This window comes from Pseudomonas sp. MF08817, from assembly GCF_059862705.1.
The window spans coordinates 13799-36472 of sequence record NZ_JCBCUY010000033.1; the positions used below are offsets into that span (position 1 = coordinate 13799).

22 protein-coding genes are annotated in these 22674 nt (G+C 65.6%); 13 read left to right on the forward strand and 9 right to left on the reverse strand.

Features of this window, described 5'->3' with window-relative positions; genetic code table 11:
- Nucleotides 1-113: 113 nt before the first annotated feature.
- The 6 genes from AC19YR_RS19355 (at nt 114) to AC19YR_RS19380 (ending at nt 7008) form a co-directional block, all read left to right on the forward strand.
- A complete protein-coding gene (locus AC19YR_RS19355) occupies nt 114-2267 on the forward strand; it encodes a caspase family protein (RefSeq protein ID WP_500599742.1) in 2154 nt (717 codons plus the stop codon).
- Between the two features lie 4 nt (nt 2268-2271).
- A complete protein-coding gene (locus AC19YR_RS19360) occupies nt 2272-3366 on the forward strand; it encodes a ComEC/Rec2 family competence protein (protein WP_500599744.1) in 1095 nt (364 codons plus the stop codon).
- Between the two features lie 163 nt (nt 3367-3529).
- Nucleotides 3530-4141 (forward strand): paraquat-inducible protein A, encoded by a 612-nt coding sequence (locus tag AC19YR_RS19365; protein ID WP_095109740.1) that lies wholly within the window; start codon nt 3530-3532, stop codon nt 4139-4141.
- Nucleotides 4138-4752, forward strand: a complete 615-nt coding sequence (locus AC19YR_RS19370) for a paraquat-inducible protein A (RefSeq protein WP_095109739.1) — start codon at nt 4138-4140, stop codon at nt 4750-4752. Before AC19YR_RS19365 ends, AC19YR_RS19370 begins: the two co-directional genes overlap by 4 nt.
- Entirely contained in the window at nt 4745-6409 is a 1665-nt protein-coding gene (locus tag AC19YR_RS19375) for a PqiB family protein (RefSeq protein WP_500599746.1), read from the forward strand. The genes AC19YR_RS19370 and AC19YR_RS19375 overlap by 8 nt, the downstream gene beginning before the upstream one ends.
- On the forward strand, nt 6406-7008 hold the full coding sequence (locus tag AC19YR_RS19380; protein WP_500599748.1) for a PqiC family protein: 603 nt from the start codon (nt 6406-6408) through the stop codon (nt 7006-7008). The genes AC19YR_RS19375 and AC19YR_RS19380 overlap by 4 nt, the downstream gene beginning before the upstream one ends.
- Here AC19YR_RS19380 and AC19YR_RS19385 read toward each other — a convergent pair.
- On the reverse strand, nt 6984-8162 hold the full coding sequence (locus tag AC19YR_RS19385) for an MFS transporter (RefSeq protein WP_500599750.1): 1179 nt from the start codon (nt 8160-8162) through the stop codon (nt 6984-6986). The two genes, AC19YR_RS19380 and AC19YR_RS19385, sit on opposite strands and share 25 nt — an antisense overlap.
- A gap of 218 nt (nt 8163-8380) precedes the next feature.
- Nucleotides 8381-9280: a LysR family transcriptional regulator gene (locus AC19YR_RS19390; RefSeq protein ID WP_500599752.1), complete on the reverse strand. Its 900-nt coding sequence runs from the start codon at nt 9278-9280 to the stop codon at nt 8381-8383.
- 144 nt (nt 9281-9424) lie between these two features.
- On the opposite strand from AC19YR_RS19390, the gene AC19YR_RS19395 reads away from it, so the two are divergent.
- Nucleotides 9425-9835 (forward strand): PaaI family thioesterase, encoded by a 411-nt coding sequence (locus AC19YR_RS19395; protein WP_500599753.1) that lies wholly within the window; start codon nt 9425-9427, stop codon nt 9833-9835.
- A 22-nt stretch (nt 9836-9857) separates the two neighbouring features.
- Here AC19YR_RS19395 and AC19YR_RS19400 read toward each other — a convergent pair whose 3' ends face one another.
- Nucleotides 9858-11045: an aspartate aminotransferase family protein gene (locus AC19YR_RS19400; RefSeq protein ID WP_500599755.1), complete on the reverse strand. Its 1188-nt coding sequence runs from the start codon at nt 11043-11045 to the stop codon at nt 9858-9860.
- A 106-nt stretch (nt 11046-11151) separates the two neighbouring features.
- Here AC19YR_RS19400 and AC19YR_RS19405 point away from each other — a divergent pair, with 106 nt between their 5' ends.
- Nucleotides 11152-12069 carry a LysR family transcriptional regulator gene (locus tag AC19YR_RS19405; protein ID WP_095109733.1) on the forward strand — a complete coding sequence of 306 codons (918 nt, stop codon included), beginning with the start codon at nt 11152-11154 and terminating at the stop codon, nt 12067-12069.
- Between the two features lie 59 nt (nt 12070-12128).
- Nucleotides 12129-12665 (forward strand): DUF4174 domain-containing protein, encoded by a 537-nt coding sequence (locus tag AC19YR_RS19410; protein WP_095109732.1) that lies wholly within the window; start codon nt 12129-12131, stop codon nt 12663-12665.
- Here the strand turns inward: AC19YR_RS19410 and AC19YR_RS19415 are convergent.
- On the reverse strand, nt 12662-13258 hold the full coding sequence (locus AC19YR_RS19415; protein ID WP_176465128.1) for a TetR/AcrR family transcriptional regulator: 597 nt from the start codon (nt 13256-13258) through the stop codon (nt 12662-12664). The genes AC19YR_RS19410 and AC19YR_RS19415 overlap by 4 nt on opposite strands.
- Nucleotides 13245-14096, reverse strand: a complete 852-nt coding sequence (locus AC19YR_RS19420; RefSeq protein WP_500599757.1) for a 3-hydroxybutyryl-CoA dehydrogenase — start codon at nt 14094-14096, stop codon at nt 13245-13247. Before AC19YR_RS19420 ends, AC19YR_RS19415 begins: the two co-directional genes overlap by 14 nt.
- Before the next feature lie 176 nt (nt 14097-14272).
- Here AC19YR_RS19420 and AC19YR_RS19425 point away from each other — a divergent pair, with 176 nt between their 5' ends.
- From AC19YR_RS19425 to AC19YR_RS19440, 4 genes are all read left to right on the forward strand, one after another.
- Nucleotides 14273-15274, forward strand: coding sequence for an AraC family transcriptional regulator (locus AC19YR_RS19425; RefSeq protein WP_095109729.1), 1002 nt, complete (start codon nt 14273-14275; stop codon nt 15272-15274).
- A 117-nt stretch (nt 15275-15391) separates the two neighbouring features.
- Nucleotides 15392-16102 carry a FadR/GntR family transcriptional regulator gene (locus AC19YR_RS19430; RefSeq protein ID WP_095109728.1) on the forward strand — a complete coding sequence of 237 codons (711 nt, stop codon included), beginning with the start codon at nt 15392-15394 and terminating at the stop codon, nt 16100-16102.
- A 109-nt stretch (nt 16103-16211) separates the two neighbouring features.
- A complete protein-coding gene (gene lhgD, locus AC19YR_RS19435; protein WP_500599759.1) occupies nt 16212-17405 on the forward strand; it encodes an L-2-hydroxyglutarate dehydrogenase in 1194 nt (397 codons plus the stop codon).
- Nucleotides 17406-17498: 93 nt separating this feature from the next.
- Nucleotides 17499-18836, forward strand: a complete 1338-nt coding sequence (locus AC19YR_RS19440; protein ID WP_500599761.1) for an MFS transporter — start codon at nt 17499-17501, stop codon at nt 18834-18836.
- 258 nt (nt 18837-19094) lie between these two features.
- Here AC19YR_RS19440 and AC19YR_RS19445 read toward each other — a convergent pair whose 3' ends face one another.
- The 4 genes from AC19YR_RS19445 to AC19YR_RS19460 are packed head-to-tail and all read right to left on the reverse strand — an operon-like array spanning nt 19095 to nt 22614.
- The gene (locus AC19YR_RS19445) at nt 19095-19847 is read right to left on the reverse strand and encodes an amino acid ABC transporter ATP-binding protein (RefSeq protein WP_095109725.1); all 753 of its coding nucleotides are present in this window, start codon (nt 19845-19847) and stop codon (nt 19095-19097) included.
- Nucleotides 19848-19900: 53 nt separating this feature from the next.
- On the reverse strand, nt 19901-21142 hold the full coding sequence (locus AC19YR_RS19450; protein ID WP_095109724.1) for an NAD(P)/FAD-dependent oxidoreductase: 1242 nt from the start codon (nt 21140-21142) through the stop codon (nt 19901-19903).
- Between the two features lie 45 nt (nt 21143-21187).
- A complete protein-coding gene (locus AC19YR_RS19455) occupies nt 21188-21898 on the reverse strand; it encodes an ABC transporter permease (protein ID WP_095109723.1) in 711 nt (236 codons plus the stop codon).
- Complete coding sequence (locus tag AC19YR_RS19460; RefSeq protein WP_500599763.1) at nt 21895-22614, reverse strand: ABC transporter permease; 720 nt, start codon at nt 22612-22614, stop codon at nt 21895-21897. The genes AC19YR_RS19455 and AC19YR_RS19460 overlap by 4 nt, the downstream gene beginning before the upstream one ends.
- Nucleotides 22615-22674: the final 60 nt, after the last annotated feature.

Consider the following 22674-nt stretch of genomic DNA (forward strand, 5'->3'; position numbering starts at 1 on the left):
GTCGATAGAAATTTCGTACATCGAGCGTCGAAAAAAGCCGATAGGCGGTGTAGGTTTGCCCGTCCAAGGCGTTTCGCCACTTTTTTCCTGCATCAGTCTCAGGGATGGGGTACATGCCACACGCAAGTTGCTTCCTGGCGGGCGACGACCCGCGTCGTCTCGGCGAAGGCCTGGTCTATCACGACCCGGCACTGGCGAAGGCCCCGGCCACCCATGTGCTGGTGGTGGGCGTGGCGGCATTGCGCTCGGCCGATTTTCCGCTCAACCTGACCACCGCCACCCTGTCGGCGCGTAACCTGGCCGACTGGTTCCTGGCCCCGGGCAAGGCGCGTTTCAGCAACGCTGGGCAGCCTCTGGGCAGCGTGGCGCTGTTGCTCTCGGAAACCACCCAACCCTCCCAAGCACCCCTGGCCACCTACGGCGGTGGTGAGGTGCCACGGGCCACCAGTGCCAGAGTCAAAGCAGCCCTGGTTAAATGGCTCAAGCGCCTGCACGGCCACCCGGACAACCTGGCGATCCTCTATGTGGCCAGCCATGGCCAGAGCCTGAACGGGCGCACCGCGTTCCTGTTGGAGGATTTCGGCAGTGCGCCGCAAAACGCCACCTTCGGCCTGGTCAATGTCGAGCAATTGTTCGGCACCCTGGAGAACGCCTGGGCCACCCGTCAGTTGCTGCTGATCGACTGCTGCCGCAACGCCACGGACGTGAAACTGGCGGCTGAGGAAATGTTCGGCACGCCGTTGGTGGTCTTGCCGCGCGACTCCAAGGACCACGGCCAGCCGCGCAACCAATGGGGCATTTGCTCCACCACCCTGGGCCAGGTCGCCACGGGGCTGGCGGCGGGGCCGACGCTGTTCAACCTGGCCCTGCTCGATGCCCTCAACGGCGTGGCCAGCGACGTCAGCGCCGAAGGTTGGCCGGTGCGCCCCGGCACCCTGGTGGACCGGGTGACCCGCATCCTCGACCTGTACCGGCGCCCCGACGAGAGCGTGCAACTGCCGGCGGGGCGGATCAGCGGCAGTTTCGATATCACTTTGCCCGGGGAAAGCAGCGATGTGCCGGTGTACATCAGCCTGTACGACCCCAGCCTGTGGCCCGACAGCACCCTCACCGTGACGGTCGATGGCGTGGCCCAGGGCACCATTGCCCACCAGGGCGGGGCCGGGCCGTTCTACCTGGCGCGTTATAAGGACCAAGCCGATGTTCGTGTCAGTGCCGAGCACGATGGCGAGTCCCTGGGCAGCAACACCGCCAGGGTTCGGGCGCCGGTGCTGTTTTTGCAGGTCTCACCGCCACGGGAAGACAAGCAACGGCCGCCCATGCTGGGCCTACAAAAATGGACGCCAACGCGCGATGACCTGTTCCAGGCGCTGAAATTCGGCACGGTCATTCGGCCCCGGGCCGGCGCGGGCAAGCCACCGCCGTCGTTGAGCGCCACCGTGCGGGTGGTGGGCGCGCTGTCCATGGGCCTTGACGAGGCTCGCCCCGCCAATGGCCATGCCACGCCAGCCTTCGACATTGGTCGCGAGCGCTCGAACACGGTCGCCTTGGGCGAGAACCAACTGGGGGACTTCGACAGCAGCGTGGCCCCGGGCACGCCGGTGTTCATTAAGGTCCGCCACGCCGACGGCTATGAGGAATACGCCGCCGTGCCCGCCCGCCAGCACATTGGCCCCTTGGGCGACAGCCGCTGGTGTGCCGAGGTGCGCATCGACCTGGGCGCGGCCCGTTACGAAGCGATGACCCGGGTGCATATCGACGACCGGCGCTGGAGCAAGCTGCTGGGCTGTGTGGCCGCCCGCAACTTTGTCGAGGGCGAAAAACTCCTCGACGAAGGCCTGGCCGAGGACGTCCTGGGCGCCATCCGCAACAAAGTCCTCAACAATGTGGCCGCCACCGCCGGGGCGCTGGTGGCGGTGGGGGCTGCCAGCCCGAAGGTGGAAGAGCACTGGGACCCCTGGCTGCGCAACCTGTGCCAGTGGTTCCCCGGGTTGCCCGACGGGCCGATCATCCTCGGCCGGCGCCTGATGAGCCGTGCCCGCAGCCAGGCACAGATCGACGAAGCCGGCGCCTGGTTCCTCGAAGGCTACCGCCGTGGCGTGCCCTATTACTCGCTGTCGCTGGACTGGCTGGCCCAGGGCCTGGAAAGCGTGCCCGGCAACAGCGCCGAACTCCTGGAAAAACGCCGCATCGCCCGGGAACTGTCGATCCGCGTCGACCCCGCCCGCACCTTTACCGTAATCCGTTTGCGCAACGCTGGAGCCTGAGCCCATGGCCACTTTCACCCTGACCTTGCACCCGGCGTCCGAAGGCGATGCCTTGATCCTCACCTGGGGCAAGGCCCCGGCCCTGCGCCATGCCCTGGTGGATCTGGGCCGTGGCGGCGACTACAAGCCCCTCAAGCCATTGCTGCAAGGCCTGGGGGAGGTCGAGCTGTTCGCGTTGAGCCACATCGACGCCGACCACATCGAAGGCGCCGTGAGCCTGTTCAAGGCCTCGGACCTGCCGTTCAAGGCCCGCGAGGTGTGGTTCAACGCCCGCGCCCAATTGCTGGCGGCCAATGCACGCCTGGCGCCGGAGCAACGGGTGCCGCTGGGTTCCAAACAGGCGGAAAAGGTCAGCGAGGGCCTGGCCGCCAGTGGTTGGCCGCTCAACAGCCGCTTTGCCAGCCGCCTGGTTTCGGTGGACAGCCCCGAAGGCGCGGCGCCGCTGACGTTTGCCGGTGGCCTGCAACTGACCTTGCTCTCGCCCACGGACCAGAGCCTGGCCAACCTGTTGCCGGTGTGGCTCAAGGAACTCATCCGCGCCGGCCTGCGCCTGGAAGATCTGGTGGCGCCGCCGCCACCGCCCGCTGACGGCCATGTACACCTGGGCGGGTTGGACGTGGAAGCCTTGGCGGCGATGGACTTCAAACCCGATCAGACAAAGCCCAATGGTTCCAGCATCGCCTTCATCGCCCAATACAACGGCGCGCGGGTGCTGATGGCCGCGGATGCTTACTCCGATATCGTCGAGGCGTCCCTGCGCCGCCTCGGCGCCAGTGAAACCCAGCGCTACCGGTTGGCGTGCCTGAAAGTCGCCCACCACGGCAGCCAGGGCAACACCTCGCCAGGGCTGCTGGGCATCATCGACTGCACCTGCTTTGCTTTCTCCACCGACGGCTCGCGCCACGGCCACCCGGACCCGCAACTGATCGCCCGCATCCTCAAGGCCGACCCCCAGCGGCCCAAGACCCTGGTGTTCAACTTCCGCCAACCCCAGACCCTGTGCTGGAACGTGCCGGCGCTGATGCAGAAATGGAACTACCGTTGTGTCTTTCCCACGGTTGGGCAGGAGGGCCGCGTGGCGCTGGACCTGTTGGCGTGATACCTCTTACACCGCCAACCCCCCTGTGGGAGCGGGCGCTGCCCGCGATGGCGGCCCCAAGATCGCCATCGCGGGCAGCGCCCGCTCCCACCGAGTTTGTGTCTATGATTGACTCTGTCGCCGCCCAAACCCTCGCCATCCTCACCACAGGCCTTTGCCCTCCATGACGTCCAACCCCCAGTGGATCATTTGCGAGCACTGTGACTCGGTCTACAGCCCGGTGCCCCTGGGCCAGGGCGAAATCGCCCGTTGCGTGCGGTGCGCGGCAATCCTGGAGCGGGGCGGGCAGATGAGCATCCAGCAACTGCTGGCGCTGTCTATCGGTGCGGCGCTGCTGTTCGTGCTCGCCAATGCGTTCCCGGTTATCACCATCAGCCTCAAGGGCCTGAGCAACCAGGCGACCCTGTGGCAATCGGTGCAGGCCCTGGCCCAGGGCGATATCAGCCCCATCGCCGCCGTGGCTGGGCTGACCATCATCCTCGCGCCCATGCTGCAAATCGCCTTGCTGTGCTGGCTGCTCAGCTACGCGCTGGTGGGCCGCGCCGCGCCGGGGTTCAAGGCGTGCATGCGCGCCCTGGAGCACCTGCGGCCGTGGAGCATGCTGGAGGTGTGCCTGCTGGGCATCCTCGTGGCGATCGTCAAGTTGGCCGGCATGCTCGACGTGCACCCCGGCCTGGGCCTGTGGGCGCTGGCGATGCTCACGGTGCTGATTATCCTGATCTCCGGCAAAGGCATCCGGCGCTTGTGGAAAGACCTGGAGGGCGTGATCCCGTGAACCTGCCGCCCTACGCCTCGCAACTGGGCCTGTTGCTATGCCACACCTGCGGCCAGGCTTGCCTGAGCGGCCAACTGCGCTGCCCGCGTTGCGACGCTATCGTCCACCGGCGCAAACCCGACAGCCTCAACCGTACCTGGGCGCTGTTGCTGGCCAGCCTGATCTGCTACATCCCGGCCAACCTGATGCCGGTGATGTTCACCGATATTTTTGGCAGCGGCAGTGAAAACACCATTTTCAGCGGTGTGCTGGAGTTCTGGCACGAAGGCGCCTGGGACCTGGCCGCGTTGATCTTTATCGCCAGCGTGGTGGTGCCATGCATGAAGTTCGTCGTGCTCGGCCTGTTGCTGGTGACCTGCCAGCGCCGCAGCCGCTGGGCCATGGCCGAGCGGGCGCGGCTGTATCGGCTGATCGAGGTGATCGGCTACTGGTCGATGCTCGACGTGCTGGTGGTGGCGTTGATTGCCGCGTTGGTGCAGTTCCGGTCCCTGAGCACCATCGAGCCCAGGATCGGCATTTTGTTTTTTGGTCTGGTGGTGGTGCTGACGATGCTGGCCGCCATGAGTTTCGATCCCCGATTGATCTGGGACGCAGAGGTTGAAGATGCCTGATACCCATACACCGCCCGCGCCGGGCAGCCCGGCGGTCAAGCGCCGGCGTTTCAACGTTTCGCTGGTGTGGCTGGTGCCCATTGTCGCGGCCCTGGTGGGCCTGTCGATGGTGGTGCACAACGCGCGCAACGCCGGGCCGCAGATCACCGTGAGTTTTCTCACGGCCGAGGGCCTGGAGGCGAACAAGACCCAGGTCAAGTACAAGAACGTGGTGATCGGCAAAGTCACCGCCATCGCCCTGGCCGATGACCGCAGCCATGTGCAGGCGAGCATCGAGCTGGACGCCTCGGCCAAGTCCTTCGCCTCGCGCGATGCGCGTTTTTGGGTGGTGCGCCCGCGCATCGGCGCCAATGGCATCTCCGGGGTGGATACGCTGCTGTCCGGGGCCTTTATCGGCGCCGATGCCGGGGAATCGAGCAAGGCCCGCAAGGACTTCGTCGGCCTGGAAACCCCGCCCGCCATCACTTACGGCGAGAAAGGCAAGCGCTTCACCCTGCGCACCGACAACCTGGGCTCGCTGGACATTGGCTCCAGCGTGTATTACCGGCGTATCCCCGTGGGGCAAGTGGTGGCCTACCGGTTGTCTGAGGACGGTAAGGGTGTGGACGTGGAGATTTTCGTCCACGCCCCCAACGACCGCTTCGTCACCCGCGACACGCGGTTCTGGAACGCTAGCGGCATCGACGTCAGCCTGGCCGCCGATGGCTTGAAGGTGAACACTGAGTCGGTGTCCTCGATCCTCGCCGGCGGCATTGCCTTCGTGGAGCCCAAGTACAGCCCCAACCCGGAGGTGGCGGCGGAAAATACCGCGTTTTCCCTGTTCGACGACCAGCAAAGCGCCATGGCCCCGGCCGATGGCCAGCCGCGCTACATCCGCATGCGCTTCGACCAGCCGTTGCGCGGGCTGGTGGTCAATGCCCCGGTGGAGTTCCACGGGGTCAACCTGGGCCGCGTGGTCTCGGTGGACCTGGATTACGACGAAGTGAAAAAAACCTTCCCCACTATCATCGGGGCGGTGATCTACCCCACGCGCCTGGGTAAGGCCCACGCCAAGATGCTTGAACGCGGCGGCGCCGACGACGAGACGCGGGCCTCGCAATTGATGGCCGAACTGGTGGCCCGCGGCCTGCGCGCCCAGGCCCGCACCGGCAACCTGATTACCGGGCAGCTGTACATCGCCCTGGATTTCGACCCCAAGGCCAAACCGGTGCAATTCGACCTGGCCGCGCGGCCGGTGGAGATCCCCACGGTGCCCGGCAGCCTCGACAAGCTCCAGGAGCAACTGCAAGCGGTGGTGGACAAGATCAGCAAGCTGCCGATCGAGCAGATCGCCAGCAACCTCAACGGCAGCCTGGGCGAGATGCAAAAGACCCTCAAACAGGTCAACGGCCAGGTGTTGCCGCAACTGCGTGACACCCTGGAGCAAACGCGCAAGACCGTGGCCACGGCCAACGACAGCTTTGCCGAGGACTCGCCGCAACGCCAGCAACTGGGCCAGGCCATGGATGAAGTGCAACGCACCGCCCGTTCGGTGCGGGTGCTTACCGACTTCCTCGGCCGCCACCCCGAGGCGTTGATCCGGGGCCGCCTCAAGGACAACCAACCCGACGCTTATCAAGCGCCGTCTTCGACTTCCCGCCAGAGCGACCCGCAATGATGACCCGTTCCTTGACCCTGGCCGCCGCCCTGGCCCTGAGTGCGTGCAGTTCGGCGCCGACCCATTACTACACCTTGATCCCCGCCGCCCATGAAGGCACGGTCGCGGCCCCGGCGCCGGGCTTTGAATTCGAGATGCAAAGCGTGCGCATCCCCGTGCAGGTAGACCAGCCGCAAGTGGTGGTGCGCCAGGGCGGCGGGGCCTTGGCGATCCTTGAAACCGAGCGCTGGAGCGCGCCCCTGGCCGATGAACTGCACGATGCCCTGGCCTTGCAGATGGAAAACAAGCTCGGCACCCGCGACCTCGCGGGCCTGGCCATTGCCCCGGGGCGCGAACGCCTGGCCCTGCGCACCGACGTGCGCCGCTTCGACTCGTTGCCGGGGCAGTACGCCCTGGTGGATGTGGTGTGGAGCCTGAGCCTGCGCGGCGATGGCCAGCCGCGGCGCACCCTGACGTGCAGCAGCACCCTGCGCCAGAGCGCCGGGGTGGGCATCGAGGCGTTGGTGTTAGCCCACCAGCAACTGGTCGAGCAACTGGCCACGCGCATCGCCCGCACGGCGCGGGCCTGGGTCAGTCAGCCAACGGCGGGATGTTCCTGAGGCGCCAGCCAACGGCCCTGCACCCATAGCAGGGCCATGGCCGCCAACGCTGCCAGCGCACCGAGCAGCGGCACCCAGGCCAGCCCCGCGAGGTGGATCAGCACGCCGCTGGCCGCACCGCCAATGGCGGTGCCCAGGTTGAACGAAGCGATGTTCAGGCCCGCCGCCACGGCGCTGTAGCGCGGGATGTAGTGGTTGGCCAGGCGCAGCAAACGCAGGGTGGAAAGGGTGACGATGGCGAAGAACAACACCCCCAGCAGCCCCACCAGCAGCAACATCACCCAGGGCTGCTCACGCCACAGGTACAGCCCCACCATGTCCAGGGCCAAGGCGCCCAGCGCCAGGTACAGGCAATGGGTCACCGAGTAGCGGTCGGCCCACTGGCCACCGAGCATATTGCCCAGAATCGAACAGCCGCCAAACAGCAGCATCGCCAGGCTCAGGGTGGCGTGGCTGACGGCGGTGATGTGCAGCAGGTACGGCGAGACAAAGGTAAAGAAGGCGAACGTCGCCACACTCACCAGCATCGCCAGGGCCGCCGCCATCAGCAGTTGCCGGTGCAGCGCAGCGCGTAGGCCGGCCAGCGCCCCGGCACCCGCAGGCGTGGCCGGCGCGCGGGGCATCAGCCACACCAGGCCCAGGCTGCTGAGCAAGCCCAAAGCGCCGATGGCGACAAACACCAGCCGCCATGACCAGACCCCGCCCAGGTAGGTGCCCAGCGGCACGCCGAGGGCCACCGACAGGGTCAGGCCCAACCACACCAGCGCCAAGGCCCGCCCGGACTGATCCGCCGGTACGCACTTGACCGCCACGTTGGAGGCCACGGCCATGAACACGCCGTGGGCCAGGCCAATGACAAAGCGGATGCCATGCAGGGTGAGCAGGTCCGGGGCGACGCCAATCGCTAGGCTGCCCAGGGCCAGCACGCCGAGGGTGGTCAGCAGCAGGGCCTTGTCGCTCCAGGCATGGGCCAGCGCCGTGAGGATCGGTGCGCCAATGGCCGCGCCCAAGGCGTAGGCGGCAATCGCTGAGCCGACCTCGGCCACCGGGGCGTGCAGGTCATCGGCCATCACCGACACCAACCCGGCCAATACAAACTCGGACAGGCCGAAGGCGAAGGTGCAGAGGGAAAAGAGGTAGATCACTGCAGGCATAGGGGGCTTCCGCAAGACAAAGGAATTGACTGTGCACACCGAACCTGTGGGAGCGGGCTTGCCCGCGATAGCGGCGGCCCTGGCGCTGGAGATTGAGTGGCTGTACCGGCCCCATCGCGGGCAGAGCCCCACAGGTTTCGCGCCCATAAGTTCGGCCTACAGAGTGGCCACCCGCGCCCGCTGCGGGAAATATTAAATAAGTGGCGTCTTGATACTTTTCAGCGTGGCGCCAGCACCAAGGCCCGCAGGGGCTCAAGCAAAGGCGAAGGGTTGCTGCGGGCCCAGCACATGAACAGGCTGATGCCCGGGTTGGGCTGGGCGCCGACCTGGGCCAGCGGGCGCAGCACCACATCGCTGCGGGCCACGGCGCTGGCGATGGAGGCGGGCACCAGGGCCACGCCGAAACCCCGGCCGACCAGGGCGATCAGGGTGTGCATCTGCGCTGCTTCCTGCACCACCCGTGGGTAAAACCCGGCGGCTTCGCACAGGCCGATCAGCTGTTGGTGAAAACCGCTGCCCAGAGGCTGGGGGGTGAATACAAAATCCTCGTCGGCACAGTCGCGCAGTTCGATGGGCGTGACGCCAGCCTTGGGATGCGTGGCGGGCAGGGCCAGCAGCAGGGGTTCGCGCAGCACCTCGACGCACTCCATCTGCTCACTGTCAAAGCGCACCTGGCGCAGAAACCCGATGTCCACCTCGCCGGCCAGCAGGGCCCGGGCCTGCTCTGCCGAGGGCATTTCCCGCAGCACCAGCCGCACCTGGGGCAACGCCTCGCGAAAGCCTTGCAGGCTGTCGAGCAAGGTGTCGTAGCACGCCAGGGACAGGGCGCTGACAGTGAGGGTGCCGGCCACGCCGCGGGCCACTTGCCGGGCGTGGTCGATGCCCAGCTCCAGGCCGCGCAGGGTGGTATAGGCCGTGTCCAGAAAGGCCCGGCCGGCCGGCGTCAGTTGCACGCCGGGTTTGCTGCGGATGAACAGCGCCACTCCGAGTTTGTCTTCTAGGCGGCTGATGGCCTGGCTTAAGGGCGGCTGGGCCATGTGCAGGCGAGCGGCGGCCTTGCTGAAATGCAGCTCTTGGGCGACGGCGATGAATTGGCGCAGCAGGCGGGTTTCGATCATGGCGCAAGGTCCTTCTTGGGGCGCGAAGGGCTGCCATCGTGCCACAGCCGCGCAAATGAGCGGGGATTTGCGCCCTGGATAAGGCTGTCGGGCGGGCCTCGGGGGGGGCATGGTGAGGCTTTGTCGCCAGTGGAGTGCCTGCCCGTGAGTACCATCCCCGAAGGTTTTGTCGCGTTGCCCCGCAGCAGCCCCTTGCTCGACCTGATCGGCCCGGTGTACTGCCGGGGCCTTGGGCTGCAACTGGAAGTCGGCCTGCTCATCGAGCCGCGCCACGCCAATGGCCGCGGCACCTTGCACGGTGGGGTGCTGGCGACCCTGGCGGACGTGGGCATGGGCTACGCCATGGCGTTTTCCAGCGACCCACCGCTGCCCCTGATAACCGCGAGCATGAACCTGGATTACCTGGGCTCGGTGAAAATCGGCGAATGGCTGAGCGTGCGCCTGGAGCACTCCAAGCGCGGCCGGCAAATGGCCTTCGCCACCGTGGTGCTGGAAGTCGGCGAGCGGACGGTGGCCCGGGCCAATGGGGTGTTTGCGGTGCCGTTAGAGGCTTGAAAGCCCGCTCCCACAGCCGTAATCAAGCCAGCACAGGCAGGGCCTCTAGCGCCCGGCTCACGCCGCGCACGATCATCTCCACCTCGCGCTCATCCAGGGTCAGGGGCGGCAGCAGGCGGATGGTGGTGCCGCGGGTGACGTTTATCAGCACCCCGTGGTCGCGGGCGGCGATGAGCATCAGCTCGCGGCAGGGCCGGGCCAGTTCGATGCCGATCATCAAGCCTTGGCCACGCACCGCGACCACCTGCGGGTGCGCGCCCAGCTCCACCCGCAGCCGCGCCAGCAAGCGCCCGCCTTGAAGTTGGGCGTTGGCCAGCAGGCCTTCGTCCTCGATCACCTCCAGCACCGTGCACGCGGCGCGGCACGCCAACGGGTTGCCGCCGAAGGTGCTGCCGTGGCTGCCGGGGGTGAACAGGCTGGCCGCCGCTTCGCTGGCCAGGCACGCGCCAATGGGAATGCCATTGGCCAAGCCCTTGGCCAGGGTCACGACATCGGGAACGATGCCTTCGTGCTGGTAGGCAAACCACTGCCCGGTACGGCCCATGCCGCTCTGGATCTCGTCGAGCATCATCAGCCAGCCGTGGCGGGTGCAGTGTTCACGCACGGCCTTGAGGTAACCGGGCGGCGCCGGTTGAATGCCGCTTTCGCCCTGGATCGGCTCCAGCAGCACGGCGACGATCCGCTGGCCAAACTGCTGCGTGGCCTGGGCCAGCGCCGCCAGGTCGCCAAAGGGCAACTTGAGAAAATCCCCCGGCAAGTGGGCAAAACCTGGGCTCAACGCCGGGCTGTCGCTGGCGCAGAGTGTGCCGAGGGTACGGCCATGGAAGGCGTTTTCCATCACCACCACCAGGGGCGCAGCAATGCCTTTTTGCTTACCGTGCAGGCGCGCCAGTTTCAGCGCGGTTTCGTTGGCCTCGGCGCCGGAGTTGTTGAAAAACACCCGGTCCAGGCCAGCGAGGCGGGTGAGTTTTTGCGCCAGGCGTTGCTGCCAGTCGATGGCGTAGAGGTTGGAGGTGTGCAACAGCAGGCCGACCTGTTCGCGCAGCGCCGCCACCAGTCGGGGGTGGGCGTGGCCGATGCCGGTCACGGCGACGCCGGCCATGGCGTCGAGGTACTCGCGCCCGTGTTGGTCCCACAGGCGCGTGCCCAGGCCATGGGTGAAGCTGATGGGCAGGGGCTGGTAAGTGTTCATCAGGCAAGCGTGGCTCATGTCGGCACTCTCCGAGGGTGATTGAGCGGGGTGCTTGCAGTATGGTTAGCCACATTGGCTGGATAAACATGGGCCGAGTTCAAACATTTTAAAGTCAGGGTTGATAATGGATCTGTTCCAGGCAATGACGGTGTTCGTCAAAGTGGTCGAGACCGGCAGCATGACCGCGGCCGCTCAGGAGTGCGGGCTGTCCACCACCATGGTGGGCAACCACTTGCGCGCCCTGGAGCAGCGCCTGGGGGTGAGCCTGCTCAGCCGCACCACCCGGCGCCAGCGCTTGACCGAATTCGGCCACGGCTATTACCAGCGCTGCCTGGAAGTGCTGGGCTTGGTGGCCGACTCTGAGCGCCTGGCCGAGCAAACCCAGGCCGCGCCCCAGGGCACCTTGCGCGTCACCGCCCCGGAAACCTTCGGCGCTACCTGCCTGGCCCCGGCCTTGAGCCGCTTCGTGGCGTGCTACCCGCAGGTGAAGGTGGACGTGACCCTGAGCAACCGGCGCATGGACCTGATCGACAGTGCCTTCGACGTGGCCCTGCGCCTGGGCAACCTGGAACCCAGCAGCCTGATCGCCCGGCCCTTGCGCGATTACACCCTGAGCCTGTGCGCCGCGCCGGCTTACCTGGCGCGCCGGGGCACGCCGCGCACGCCCGCGGATCTACAGGCCCACGATTGCCTGGCCTTCAGCTACCCGGCGGGGGATGACTGGGCCTCGGTGGAAAAACAATGGCGCCTGCACGGCCCCGACGGGGATATTTTGGTGCCGGTGGACGGTCCCATGGTGATGAACAGCACCGCGGGCCTGTACCACGCCGCGTTGGCGGGCATGGGCGTGGTGATGCTGCCCGATGCCCAGGTGGGCCATGACCTGCACAGCGGTCGCCTGGTGCGCCTGTTGCCGGACTACCGCTTGCCCAGCCGCGCGATGCACCTGGTGTACGCCCAAGACCGCTACCGTTTGCCCAAGCTGCGCTGTTTTGTCGAATTTGCCTTACAGGAGTGGCAGGGCAAGCGGCAAACGGCCTAGCGGTAAGCTTGAAGCTGCTTCTCTGGACTACGCTTGAAAAAAATGAAATGGAGGTAGCCATGTTGATCCGTTCCCTGATGCTGGCCACGTGGGTGGCCGTTGCGGCTCCAGCCCTGGCGGCTGGTGACGACAATCCCTTGGCGATGGATCGCGGCAAGTCCCGGCCACTGGTCGTCATCGCTCGCGATAGCCTGGACCCGACCCTGATCCGGTTGGAGCAGGCGCTCAAGGAGCCGGCCAACCAAAGCGCCGCGAAGGAACGCAACCTGGTGCTCTACACCCTGGTGGGCATGACCGGCAAACGGGACGACAAGGCGCTGGACCCGCAAAGCACCATGGCCTTGATCCGTACCTTGAAGCTCGGCGCAGGCTCGAAGATCAAGGTGGTTTTACTGGGCAAGGACGGCGAGAAAAAACTCGAAGACGAAGGCGCCATCGAACTCAAGGACATCTTCACCGCTGTCGACCAACTCCCCGCCAGCGAAAAACAACTCACCGCCACCGTGGCGCCGCCCGCCGAAGCCGTGCCGGCTACGCCCGGCAAGCACACCAAACCGGCCAAGCCCGCCGCGCCACCCAAACCCCTGGACGACTAACCCGCCAGCGCCTGCGGCCTGGGGCAGGGCAGCAGGCGCTCGATGGCGGCCGCCACCCAGTGTTCGATCAAGCCATCCTGATGCGGCACATGCTCCGTCAACCATGCCGGGGCGCTGTTGAGTAGCGCCGCGAGGGCATGGCCCGCGGCCCGCACCGCCGGGTCGTCCAAACGGGTCTGCTGGCCGAGCAGGCTGAGCAACTGGCCTTCGTAGGCGTCACGCAAGCGGGCCACTTGTTGTTGCTGCTCCTCATTCAGGCAAGGGCTGTCGCGCTCCACCAGGCGAAAGTGCAGCGGCAGCTCGCGGTGCAGTTGCACGTGGGCCTGGACGATGCGCGGCACCCGCGCCGCCATCGCCCCCGGCCGCTTGGCGATGCGCCGCAGGGCGGCCAGGCGTTCGTCGTAGAACTCCTCGATCAAGTCCAGCAGCAAATGCTGTTTGCTCGGGTAATGGTGGTACAGCGAGCCAGGTGCCAGGCCCAAGTGGCTCGCCAATTCCCGCATGCCGACCTGGCCGAACCCCTTGCTGGCGAACAGCTCCAGGGCTTTTTCCCGGCTTTGGGCAAAGCGCGCGCAGCGCTCAGCCATAGGCATGGAAACCACGCCCGCTTTTGCGCCCCAGGTAGCCGGCGGCGACCATTTCCTTGAGCAGTGGCGCAGGGCGGTACTTGCTGTCGTTGAAGCCTTCATAGAACGCCGCGAGGATCGCCAGCAGGGTGTCCAGGCCAATCAGGTCCGCCAGGGCCAGCGGGCCGATGGGCTGGTTGCAGCCCAGGCGCATCCCGGCGTCGATGTCTTCGGCGCTGGCCAGGCCTTCCTGTAGCACCAGGATGGCTTCGTTAATCATCGGCACCAGAATGCGGTTGACCACAAAGCCTGGGCGGTTGCCGGCGGTGATGGCGGTCTTGCCCAGGCGCGTGGACAGCTCCAGCGCCAAGGCGTGGGTGGCATCGCTGGTTTGAAGGCCACGGATCACCTCGATCAGGCCCATCATCGGCACCGGGTTGAAAAAGTGCAGGCCGATAAAACGCTCGGGCACGCTGACGCTGGCGGCCAACTGGGTGATCGACAGTGACGAGGTGTTGGAGGCGATCACGCACTCGGTGCTGACCTGGGCGGCGATCTGTTGCAGCAAGCGCAGCTTGAGGTCGAGGTTTTCCGTGGCGGCTTCGATCACCAGGTCGGCGCGTTCCAGGCTGGTGTAGTCGGTGCTCAGGCGGATGCGCGCCAGGGCGGCGTCCTTTTGTTCGGCGCTGAGTACCTGCTTGGCCACTTGCCGGTCGAGGTTCTTGTCGATGGTGGCCAGGGCCCGTTGCAGCGCCGGTTCAGCGATGTCCAGCAGGGTCACGTCGAAACCGGCCGCCGCGCAGACTTGCGCAATGCCGTTGCCCATGGTGCCGGCGCCAATCACGCCGATGCGGTGTAGGTTCATCAGAAAGTCTCTTTTTTGTTCAGAAGGGGCGCGCCCCTTGGCGTACCATGGCCGCTTGCCATGCCGGGTGATGGCGCCAGTCTAGGTGCGTACGCGCTTCAGGCCTATGCCATAAGCAGTCACCCGGGATGACGCTTTTTGCCACTTTTTCCGCTCGCCGGGGGAGCGCCGCCGCCATGGACGAAAAAGACTCAGTCGCCCTGTATTTTGCCCAGATCATGCTCCACGCCTTGGGCGCGCAGCCCCAGCGCCTGCGCGCCGTACTGGCGCAAGCGGGAATCGATCCGGCGCTGTTGGGCCAGCCGCAGGCACGGGTGCCGGCCAGTGCTTTTGCGGCGCTGTGGCTGATCCAGATCGACGAATTGCAGGACGAGTTTTTCCGCCTTGACCGCCACGGCATGCCACCCGGTGCCTTTGCCCTGATCTGCCGCGCGCTGATCCAGGAACCCAACCTGGGCAAGGCCCTGGGTCAGTGCCTGGGCAACTTCGGCCTGTTTCTGCACGACTTTCGCGGCCAGCTCAGCGTGCGCGGCCCGCGCGCGGTACTGCGGGTACACAGCGACAGCGCCGACCCCGCGGCCCGGGGCTATGGCGACGAAACCTTTCTGGTGCTGATGATTAGCCTGCTGTGCTGGCTGGGCGGGCGGCGCATCAGCATCGACCGCGCCGCGTTCGCCCATCAGCGCGTATCCCTGCGCGACGACCCCTTGCTGTGGGGCACCCACCTGAGTTTTGGCGCCCCCTGCACCGAGATCGAATTCTCCAGCCATTACCTGGCACTGCCGGTGGTGCAGGATTTGGCCTCGCTCAAGGTGTTCCTGCGCAGCGCCCCACAGTGGCTGGTGGTCCGCTTTCGCAACCAGCAAAGCCTGGTGGCGCGGGTGCAACAGCGCCTGCGCGGTACCGCCTATGGGCAGTGGCCGACCCTGCCGGCCCTGGCCGCCGAACAACAAATGAGCCCCAGCACCTTTCGCCGCACCTTGGCCCGCGAACATGGCTCGTTCCAGCAGATCAAGGACGAAGTGCGCCGCAGCCTGGCGTTCGAGCTGCTGCGCCAAGGCACATTGAGCGTGAGTGAAATCGCCGAGCAGACCGGGTTCCAGGAGCCCAGTGCGTTCCACCGGGCGTTTCGTAAGTGGACCGGGCAGACGCCGGGGCGCTATCGGGCGGGGGCTTGAAGGGAAGGGTGGCTGTGTGGCTGTGGCTTTTGTGGGGGGCTTCCACATTCATCCCAGCCTTGACATCCCTGCGAGCGAACGGCATTGTCCGACAACCTGACTTATAAGAATAGAACCATGCTCGAACTCCAACGCCCCGATTCGCTGGTCATGCGTGTGGTCAGCGCGATCCGTGCCGAAATCGACTCCGGCCAATTGGGCCCCGAAGCCCGCCTGCCCACCGAACAGCAATTGGCTGAGCAGCTCAATGTCAGCCGCTCGGTGGTGCGCGAGGCGATTGCCCAGCTCAAGGCCGATGGTGTGCTGATCGCCCGCCGTGGCTTGGGTTCGTACATTTCCAAGACACCTGCCGGCACGGTGTTCCGTTTTCCCGAGCCGCAGGGCCGGCGCCCGGATTTGGCGCAGATGTTCGAGATGCGCCTGTGGATCGAAACCCAGGCTGCCGCCATTGCCGCCCAGCGCCGCGACGAGGATGACCTGCAACGCATGCAGCAAGCCCTGCAGCAAATGCATGACAAGCGCACCGACTTCGTTGCCGCTGCCGCCGCGGACGTGGCCTTTCACCGCGCCATCGCCGAGGCCAGCAAGAACGACTACTTCGTCGCCTTCCACGACTTTTTGCGCAGCCAGTTGGCCAGCGCCCGGCGTACCGCATGGGAAAACTCGGCCAGCCCCCAGGTCGGCGGCTCGGCCGACGCGGCCCGTGAGCACCAGGCCTTGTTCCAAGCCATCGCCGATGGCGACCGGCAAGCCGCCAGCGCCTGTGCCGACGCCCACCTGCGGGCCTCGGCCAAGCGCTTGAAGCTGGAACTGCCCGCCACCGATTAAGCCACCCCAAACCCCTGATAAACCCCGTGTGCCCTGGTACGCGGGTTTTTCATGAATGTATTAGTCTGACAACCTGATAACCAGACGTAACCGATCCAAGGTAACCACCATGATTTATGACTTTTGCATCATCGGCGGCGGCATCGTCGGCCTCGCCACCGCGATGGAGCTGCTGGACCGCCAACCCGGCGCTTCGTTGCTGCTGCTGGAAAAGGAAAGCACCCTGGCCCGGCACCAGACCGGGCATAACAGCGGGGTGATCCACGCCGGCATCTACTACGCGCCGGGCAGCCTCAAGGCTGACCTGTGCAAGCGCGGCGCGGCGGCGACCAAGGCGTTCTGCCTGGAGCATGGGATCAAGTTCGAGGTATGCGGCAAGCTGCTGGTGGCCTCCACGCCCCTGGAAATGCAGCGCATGCAGGCCCTGTACGAGCGCTCCCAGCTCAACGGGATGAAGGTCGAGCGCCTCGACGCCCAGGAGTTGCAACGCCGCGAGCCGAACATCGTGGGTTTGGGCGGCCTGTTCCTCGACGCCACCGGCATCGTCGACTACCGCCAGGTGTGCGAAACCATGGCCCGGGTGATCGTGCAAAAGGGCGGCGAGATTCAGCTGCAACGCACCGTCGAAGCCATCGTCGAGGGCGGTGACCACGTCACCGTGCGCACCGCCCACGGCCAAGCCCTGGCAAAAAAACTGGTGGTATGTGGCGGCTTGCAGTCCGATCGCCTGGCGACCATGGCCGGGGTCAAGATCGACCACCAGATCATCCCGTTCCGGGGCGAATACTTCCGCTTGCCGGCGGCGAAGAACACCATCGTCAACCACTTGATCTACCCGATTCCGGACCCGGAGCTGCCGTTTCTGGGCGTGCACCTGACGCGCATGATCGACGGCAGCGTCACCGTGGGCCCCAATGCGGTGCTGGGCTTTGGCCGTGAGAACTACAAGAAGTTTTCCGTGAACTGGCGCGACGTGGCGCAGTACGCGAGTTTCCCGGGGTTCTGGAAAACCATTTGGCAGAACCTGGGTTCCGGCAGCGTGGAAATGAAGAATTCGCTGTTCAAGTCTGGCTACCTGGAGCAGTGCCGCAAGTACTGCCCGTCTCTGGAAATCGGCGATTTGCTGCCGTTCGAGGCGGGTATCCGCGCCCAGGCCGTGATGCGCGACGGCACCCTGGTGCACGATTTCCTGTTCGCCCAAACCCCGCGCATGTTGCACGTGTGCAACGCGCCATCACCGGCGGCCACTTCGGCGATTCCCATCGGCGCGATGATCGCCGACCGCATGTTCAACGCCAACTGACACCCCGAACCCAGACCTTGCGCCGGCCCACCGCTGACGCAAGCCCCTACGCACCCTGTGCACATAACTATAAAGACGCATAAGGAAACACCCATGACGGCAATCACCGCCGCTGCCCTGGCAGCAGAGACCCCGCTACAAACCAAAAAACGCCTGCGTAAAGTCGCTGCGGCGAAGATTTTCGGCTCCATGCTGGAGTGGTACGACTTCTACCTGTACGCCACCATGGCCGCCATCGTGTTCTCGAAGATCTTCTTCGATAACAGCGACCCGAAAACCGCCTCCCTGTTGGCGTTTTCCACCTTCGCCATCGGTTTTATCGCCCGCCCGTTCGGCGGCATTCTGTTCGGCTACCTGGGCGACCGCTTCGGCCGCAAACAGGTGTTGGTGGTGACGTTCTGCATGATGGGCGTGTGCACCACGCTGATCGGCCTGATCCCCAGCTACGCCTCCATCGGCATCTGGGCGCCCATCGTGCTGGTGGCGGTGCGCATCATCCAGGGCCTGGGCGCGGGCGCCGAGTTGTCCGGCGCGGCGGTCACCTCCTACGAGCACGCGGCCCAAGGCAAGCGCGGCAGCCAGGGTGCCTGGCCGGCGTTGGGCTTGAACCTGGGGCTGTTGCTGTCGTCGCTGACGGTGTACCTGCTGACCATCAACGGCAATGAGTTTTTGCTCAATGGCGGCTGGCGCATCCCGTTCATTTGCAGCATCGCCCTGGTGGGCGTGGGCCTGTGGGTGCGCAACAGCATCCCGGAAACCCCGGAGTTCGAGCGCAATAAAGAGCAGAACAAAGAAGCACACAAACCCCAGGTCTCGCCCCTCAAGGCGCTGTTCAAGAGCGACCTCAAGGGCCTGGCCGTGGTGTTTTTCGTAGCGATTGGCTACAACGCCCTGAGCTACATCTTCAAGACCTTCTCCCTGGCTTACCTGACCCAGTTCAAAGGCGTGGATGTGCACGTCACCTCGTTGTCGGTGACCATCGCCAGCCTGATCGCCATCGTCGCGGTGCCCTGCTTCGGTTGGTTGTGCGACAAGTGGAGCAGCAAAATGGTGCTGATGCTGGGCGGGGTGTTTTCGCTGGTGTTCGCCTACCCGTTCCTGGCGCTGCTCAATACCGGGGAACCGCTGATGATCTACGTGGCCATCGGCATCGGCACAGGCATCCTCGCGCCGATGATGTTCGCGCCGCAGGGGTCGTTCCTCAGCCGTCAGTTCCCTACCGAGACGCGTTCGTCGGGCTTTGGCACTGGCCGGGAAATCGGCACCGCAGTGGCCGGCGGCCTCGCGCCGCTGGGCGCCTTGTCCCTGGTTGCGGCCTCGGCCACAAACTCCACCGATGGCGTGGTCATCATCCTGGCCATCGCCTCGGTGCTGGTGGTGGTGTTTGCCCTGTGCGACCAGGGCCGCAAGCACTCGGCGTTCAAGAACTAGCAAGCCTGTGTGGAGTGAGCCCCTGTGGGAGCGGGCCGGGCGGCGCTCCGCTTGCCCGCGATGGGGCCGGTCCAGGCGATGCATTTATCGCGGCGGGAACACCGCCATCGCGAGCAGGGCTCGCTCCCACGGGTTCTGGTGTCGATCACCTATGTTGGCTCCTGTGGGAGCGGGCCTTGCCCGCGATGAGGCCGGTCCAGGCGATGCATTTATCGCGGCGGGAACGCCGCCATCGCGAGCAGGGCTCGCGCCCACGGGTCAGTGCACGATCTGCGCTAGAAACGCTTTGGCCCTTGGGCTTTGCGGGGCGTTGAAGAAGTCGTTGGGCGGGGCGTCTTCGATGATTTTGCCGCCATCGAGAAACAGCACCCGCTCGGCCACTTGCCGGGCAAAGCCCATCTCGTGGGTGACGCACAGCATGGTCATACCGCTGCCGGCCAGCTTCACCATCACATCCAGCACTTCGCTGACCATCTCCGGGTCCAGGGCCGACGTCGGCTCGTCGAACAGCATGATTTTCGGCTCCATGCACAGCGCCCGGGCGATGGCCACGCGCTGTTGCTGGCCGCCGGAGAGTTGGCTGGGGTATTTGTCGGCCTGGCTTTCGATCCCCACTTTGTTCAGGTACATGCGCGCCCGCTCTTCGGCTTGCTTGCGCGACAGGCCGCGCACCGACATCGGCGCCAGGGAGCAGTTGTCCAGCACACTCATGTGGGGGAACAGGTTGAAGTGCTGGAACACCATGCCCACTTCGCTGCGCACCTGGGCGGCTTGGCGGGTGTTGTCCGAGAGGTCAGTGCCGTTGACCAGCAGGGTGCCTTTTTCGGCGATTTCCAGGCGATTGATGCAGCGGATCAAGGTCGACTTGCCCGAGCCCGAAGGCCCGCACAAGACGATGCGTTCGCCTTCGCGCACCTTGAGGTCAATGTCGTGCAGCACATGGAAGGCCGAATAGAACTTGTTCAGCCCGGCGATATCGACCACCACTTTGCGGGTGTCGGGGTGGGGCATCGCTGGCGTCTCCAGCAGGGCAGAGGGGTTAGGCATGCTCAGGTCTCCAGCGATCATTGGAAGCGGTCGGCGCGGTAAGGCGTCGGGTCGGTAAAAGGTGTGGCGCCGGTCATCATTTCCGCCAGCAGGCGCCCGCACACCGGGCCCAGGGTCAAGCCGTGGTGGGCGTGGCCGAAGTTGAACCACAGCCCCGGGTGCTCTGGTGCCGGGCCGATCACCGGGCACATGTCCGGCAGGCAGGGGCGCCGGCCCAGCCAGGGTTCGGCGTCGAGGCGTTCGCCCAGGGGGTAGAAACGCCGCGCCAGGGCTTCGCAGCGGCGCAACTGGATTTCATTGAGCGGATCGTCGCTGTCGGCGAACTCGATGCCGGTGGTCAAGCGAATGCCGCCCACCATCGGCGCCAGCACGTAGCCGCCAATCGGGTCGAGGACCGGGTGATGCAAATGGGTGCCGGGCAGGGCGGCGTAGTGCATGTGGTAGCCGCGCTTGATCGCCAGCGGGATCCTGTAGCCCAGGGGCTCGAACAGCGCCGGCGCCTGGGGGCCGAGGGCGATCACCGCTTCTTCGGCGCAGATCACGCCTTGCTCGCTGTCCACCTGCCACTGGCCGTTGTGCTGGCACAGGCTCAAGGCATCGCCCAGTACGAAGGTGCCGCCGCGTTGCTGGAACAGTTCGGCGTAGCCACGGGTCAGGCCACCGGGGTCGCTGACGGTTTTGGGGTCCAACCAGTGCAGGCCGCCGACGATATCGCTGTGCAGGCCCGGTTCCAGAGCGTGCATCTGTTGGCGGTCGAGCACGCGGTAGTTGAGTTGGTACTCGGCCAGGCCTTCGGCGTCGTGCCGGGCTTTGGCGAACGCCGCTTCGTCGTTGAACGCCTCGACCCAGCCGTCGCCCTGGATCAACGCGCCCATGCCGGCGGGCGTCGCCAGTTCATCGTGTTCCACCACGCAGCGCTGCACCAGCGGCAGCATGGCGCGGGTGGCGGCCGCCAGGCCCTTGGGCGAAGAGTGTTGCCAGTATTGCAGCAGCCAACCGGCGGCTTTGGGCAGGTGCTTGAGGCTGTAGCGCACGTCCGATTGCTGGTTGAGGCCGTAACGCAGCAGTTTGCTGATGTCCCGCGGGAACGAGTAGGGGATCACGCTGGCGCGTTCGATCAACCCGGCGTTGCCGTGGCTGGTGCCGTTGCCGGGGGCCTGGCGGTCCAGCAGCACCACGTTGCGCCCGCGGGCTTGCAGGTGCAGGGCGGTGCTGACGCCGACGATGCCGGCGCCCAGAACTAGGGTTTGACAGTGCATGGGGGAATCCTTGGTGCGTGGGCCGGCGTGGCGGCCCCGCTTGGTTCAGTTCAAATGACGGCCCAGACGGCCTTCGATCAGTTTCAGGCTGCGGCGCACCACCTCGACAATAATCAGGTAGAGCACGGCGGCCCACAGGTAGATCTGGAAGTCGAAACTGCGCGAGAACGCCAGTTTGGTCACCCCCATCAGGTCGTAAATGGTCACAAGCGAAGCAATGGCGCTGGCCTTAATCATCAGGATCAACTCGTTGCCCAAAGGCCCGATGGCCACCAGCAACGACTGCGGCAGGATGATTTTGCGAAAGGTGGTCCAGCGCGACAGGCTCAGGGCCTTGCATGCCTCGCGTTGGCCCTGGGCCACGGCCAGCATCGCGCCGCGCAGGATTTCCGCCTGGTACGCCGCCGTGTTCAGGGTGAACGCCAGCAGGGTGCAGAACCACGCATCGCGGAAAAACCACCACAGCCCCAGGTCTTGCCACAGGCCCTTGAACGAACCGAGGCCGTAGTACAGCAAAAACAGTTGGGCCAGCAGCGGCGAGCCGCGGAAGAAGTAGATGTAGCCACCGGTGAAACCACGCAGCACGCGGCTTTTCGACAGCCTGCCCAAGGCCAGCAGCAGCCCCAGGATCGCCCCCAGGGTGAAGGAAATCGCCACCAGTTTGCCGGTCACCAGCAGGCCGTCGATAAAGCGCGGGCCGTAGCGTTCCAACAGGTCGGGGTTGAGCAGCAGGTTGCGCACGTCATCGAAGGTCATGGCCGGGCACTCCGTTGATGGCGGCTGAAATACGACTCAAGGAAATGGAACAGGCGCCCGGACAACGCCGAGAAAAACAGGTAGCCGAAACACGCCACCAGGTAGAAGAACATCGGCTCCTTGGTCACGCTGACCGCCAGGTTGGTTTGGCGCATCAGGTCCACCAGGGAAATGGTCGACACCAGGGAGGTGTCCTTGAGCAGCGACAGACAGTTGTTCGACAGCCCCGGCAGGGCGATGCGCGCCAGTTGCGGCAGGATCACCTTGCGAAAAGTCGTCGCCTTGGACAGGCCCAAGGCCGCGCAGGCCTCGAACTGGCCCTTGGGGATGGTCTTGAACGCGCCCAGCCAGATCTCGCTGGAAAACGCGGCGAACACCAGGCTGAAGGCGATCATGGCGGCGACGAAGGTGTTGATCTCCACCTGGCCTTCGTAGCCCATGGCGCCGAGGATCTTCTGCGCGGCGATCTGGCAGCCGTAGTAAATGATGAGCAGGGTCAACAGCTCCGGCAGGCCACGGAATACCGTGGAAAACACCGTCGCCATCGCCCGCGGCCAACGCTTTTTGGAGCGCGCTGCCAGGGCCACGCCCAGGCCCAGCGGCAAGCCGATGGGCACGCAACTGAGTGCCAGGGCGATGGTTACCAGGGCCCCGGCAAGCAACGCCGCGCCCCAGCCGCCGCTGGCAAACGATAACAAGGAAAACTGTTCGAACATGGTCGAACTCCTTCGCATACGCGGTATTGGGAGCACACGCCGGCCTTGTGCCTGTTCAGG

Bases quoted from the DNA above. Each gene is read 5' to 3' on its own strand.
- AC19YR_RS19380 (WP_500599748.1), top strand. From the start codon at position 6,406: ATGATGACCCGTTCCTTGACCCTGGCCGCCGCCCTGGCCCTGAGTGCG.
- AC19YR_RS19375 (WP_500599746.1), top strand. From the start codon at position 4,745: ATGCCTGATACCCATACACCGCCCGCGCCGGGCAGCCCGGCGGTCAAG.
- AC19YR_RS19420 (WP_500599757.1), bottom strand. From the start codon at position 14,096: ATGAACCTACACCGCATCGGCGTGATTGGCGCCGGCACCATGGGCAAC.
- lhgD (WP_500599759.1), top strand. From the start codon at position 16,212: ATGATTTATGACTTTTGCATCATCGGCGGCGGCATCGTCGGCCTCGCC.
- AC19YR_RS19455 (WP_095109723.1), bottom strand. From the start codon at position 21,898: ATGACCTTCGATGACGTGCGCAACCTGCTGCTCAACCCCGACCTGTTG.
- AC19YR_RS19445 (WP_095109725.1), bottom strand. From the start codon at position 19,847: ATGCCCCACCCCGACACCCGCAAAGTGGTGGTCGATATCGCCGGGCTG.
- AC19YR_RS19365 (WP_095109740.1), top strand. From the start codon at position 3,530: ATGACGTCCAACCCCCAGTGGATCATTTGCGAGCACTGTGACTCGGTC.
- AC19YR_RS19385 (WP_500599750.1), bottom strand. From the start codon at position 8,162: ATGCCTGCAGTGATCTACCTCTTTTCCCTCTGCACCTTCGCCTTCGGC.
- AC19YR_RS19430 (WP_095109728.1), top strand. From the start codon at position 15,392: ATGCTCGAACTCCAACGCCCCGATTCGCTGGTCATGCGTGTGGTCAGC.
- AC19YR_RS19390 (WP_500599752.1), bottom strand. From the start codon at position 9,280: ATGATCGAAACCCGCCTGCTGCGCCAATTCATCGCCGTCGCCCAAGAG.
- AC19YR_RS19355 (WP_500599742.1), top strand. From the start codon at position 114: ATGCCACACGCAAGTTGCTTCCTGGCGGGCGACGACCCGCGTCGTCTC.
- AC19YR_RS19415 (WP_176465128.1), bottom strand. From the start codon at position 13,258: ATGCCTATGGCTGAGCGCTGCGCGCGCTTTGCCCAAAGCCGGGAAAAA.
- AC19YR_RS19405 (WP_095109733.1), top strand. From the start codon at position 11,152: ATGGATCTGTTCCAGGCAATGACGGTGTTCGTCAAAGTGGTCGAGACC.
- AC19YR_RS19440 (WP_500599761.1), top strand. From the start codon at position 17,499: ATGACGGCAATCACCGCCGCTGCCCTGGCAGCAGAGACCCCGCTACAA.
- AC19YR_RS19460 (WP_500599763.1), bottom strand. From the start codon at position 22,614: ATGTTCGAACAGTTTTCCTTGTTATCGTTTGCCAGCGGCGGCTGGGGC.
- AC19YR_RS19400 (WP_500599755.1), bottom strand. From the start codon at position 11,045: ATGAGCCACGCTTGCCTGATGAACACTTACCAGCCCCTGCCCATCAGC.
- AC19YR_RS19450 (WP_095109724.1), bottom strand. From the start codon at position 21,142: ATGCACTGTCAAACCCTAGTTCTGGGCGCCGGCATCGTCGGCGTCAGC.
- AC19YR_RS19425 (WP_095109729.1), top strand. From the start codon at position 14,273: ATGGACGAAAAAGACTCAGTCGCCCTGTATTTTGCCCAGATCATGCTC.
- AC19YR_RS19410 (WP_095109732.1), top strand. From the start codon at position 12,129: ATGTTGATCCGTTCCCTGATGCTGGCCACGTGGGTGGCCGTTGCGGCT.
- AC19YR_RS19360 (WP_500599744.1), top strand. From the start codon at position 2,272: ATGGCCACTTTCACCCTGACCTTGCACCCGGCGTCCGAAGGCGATGCC.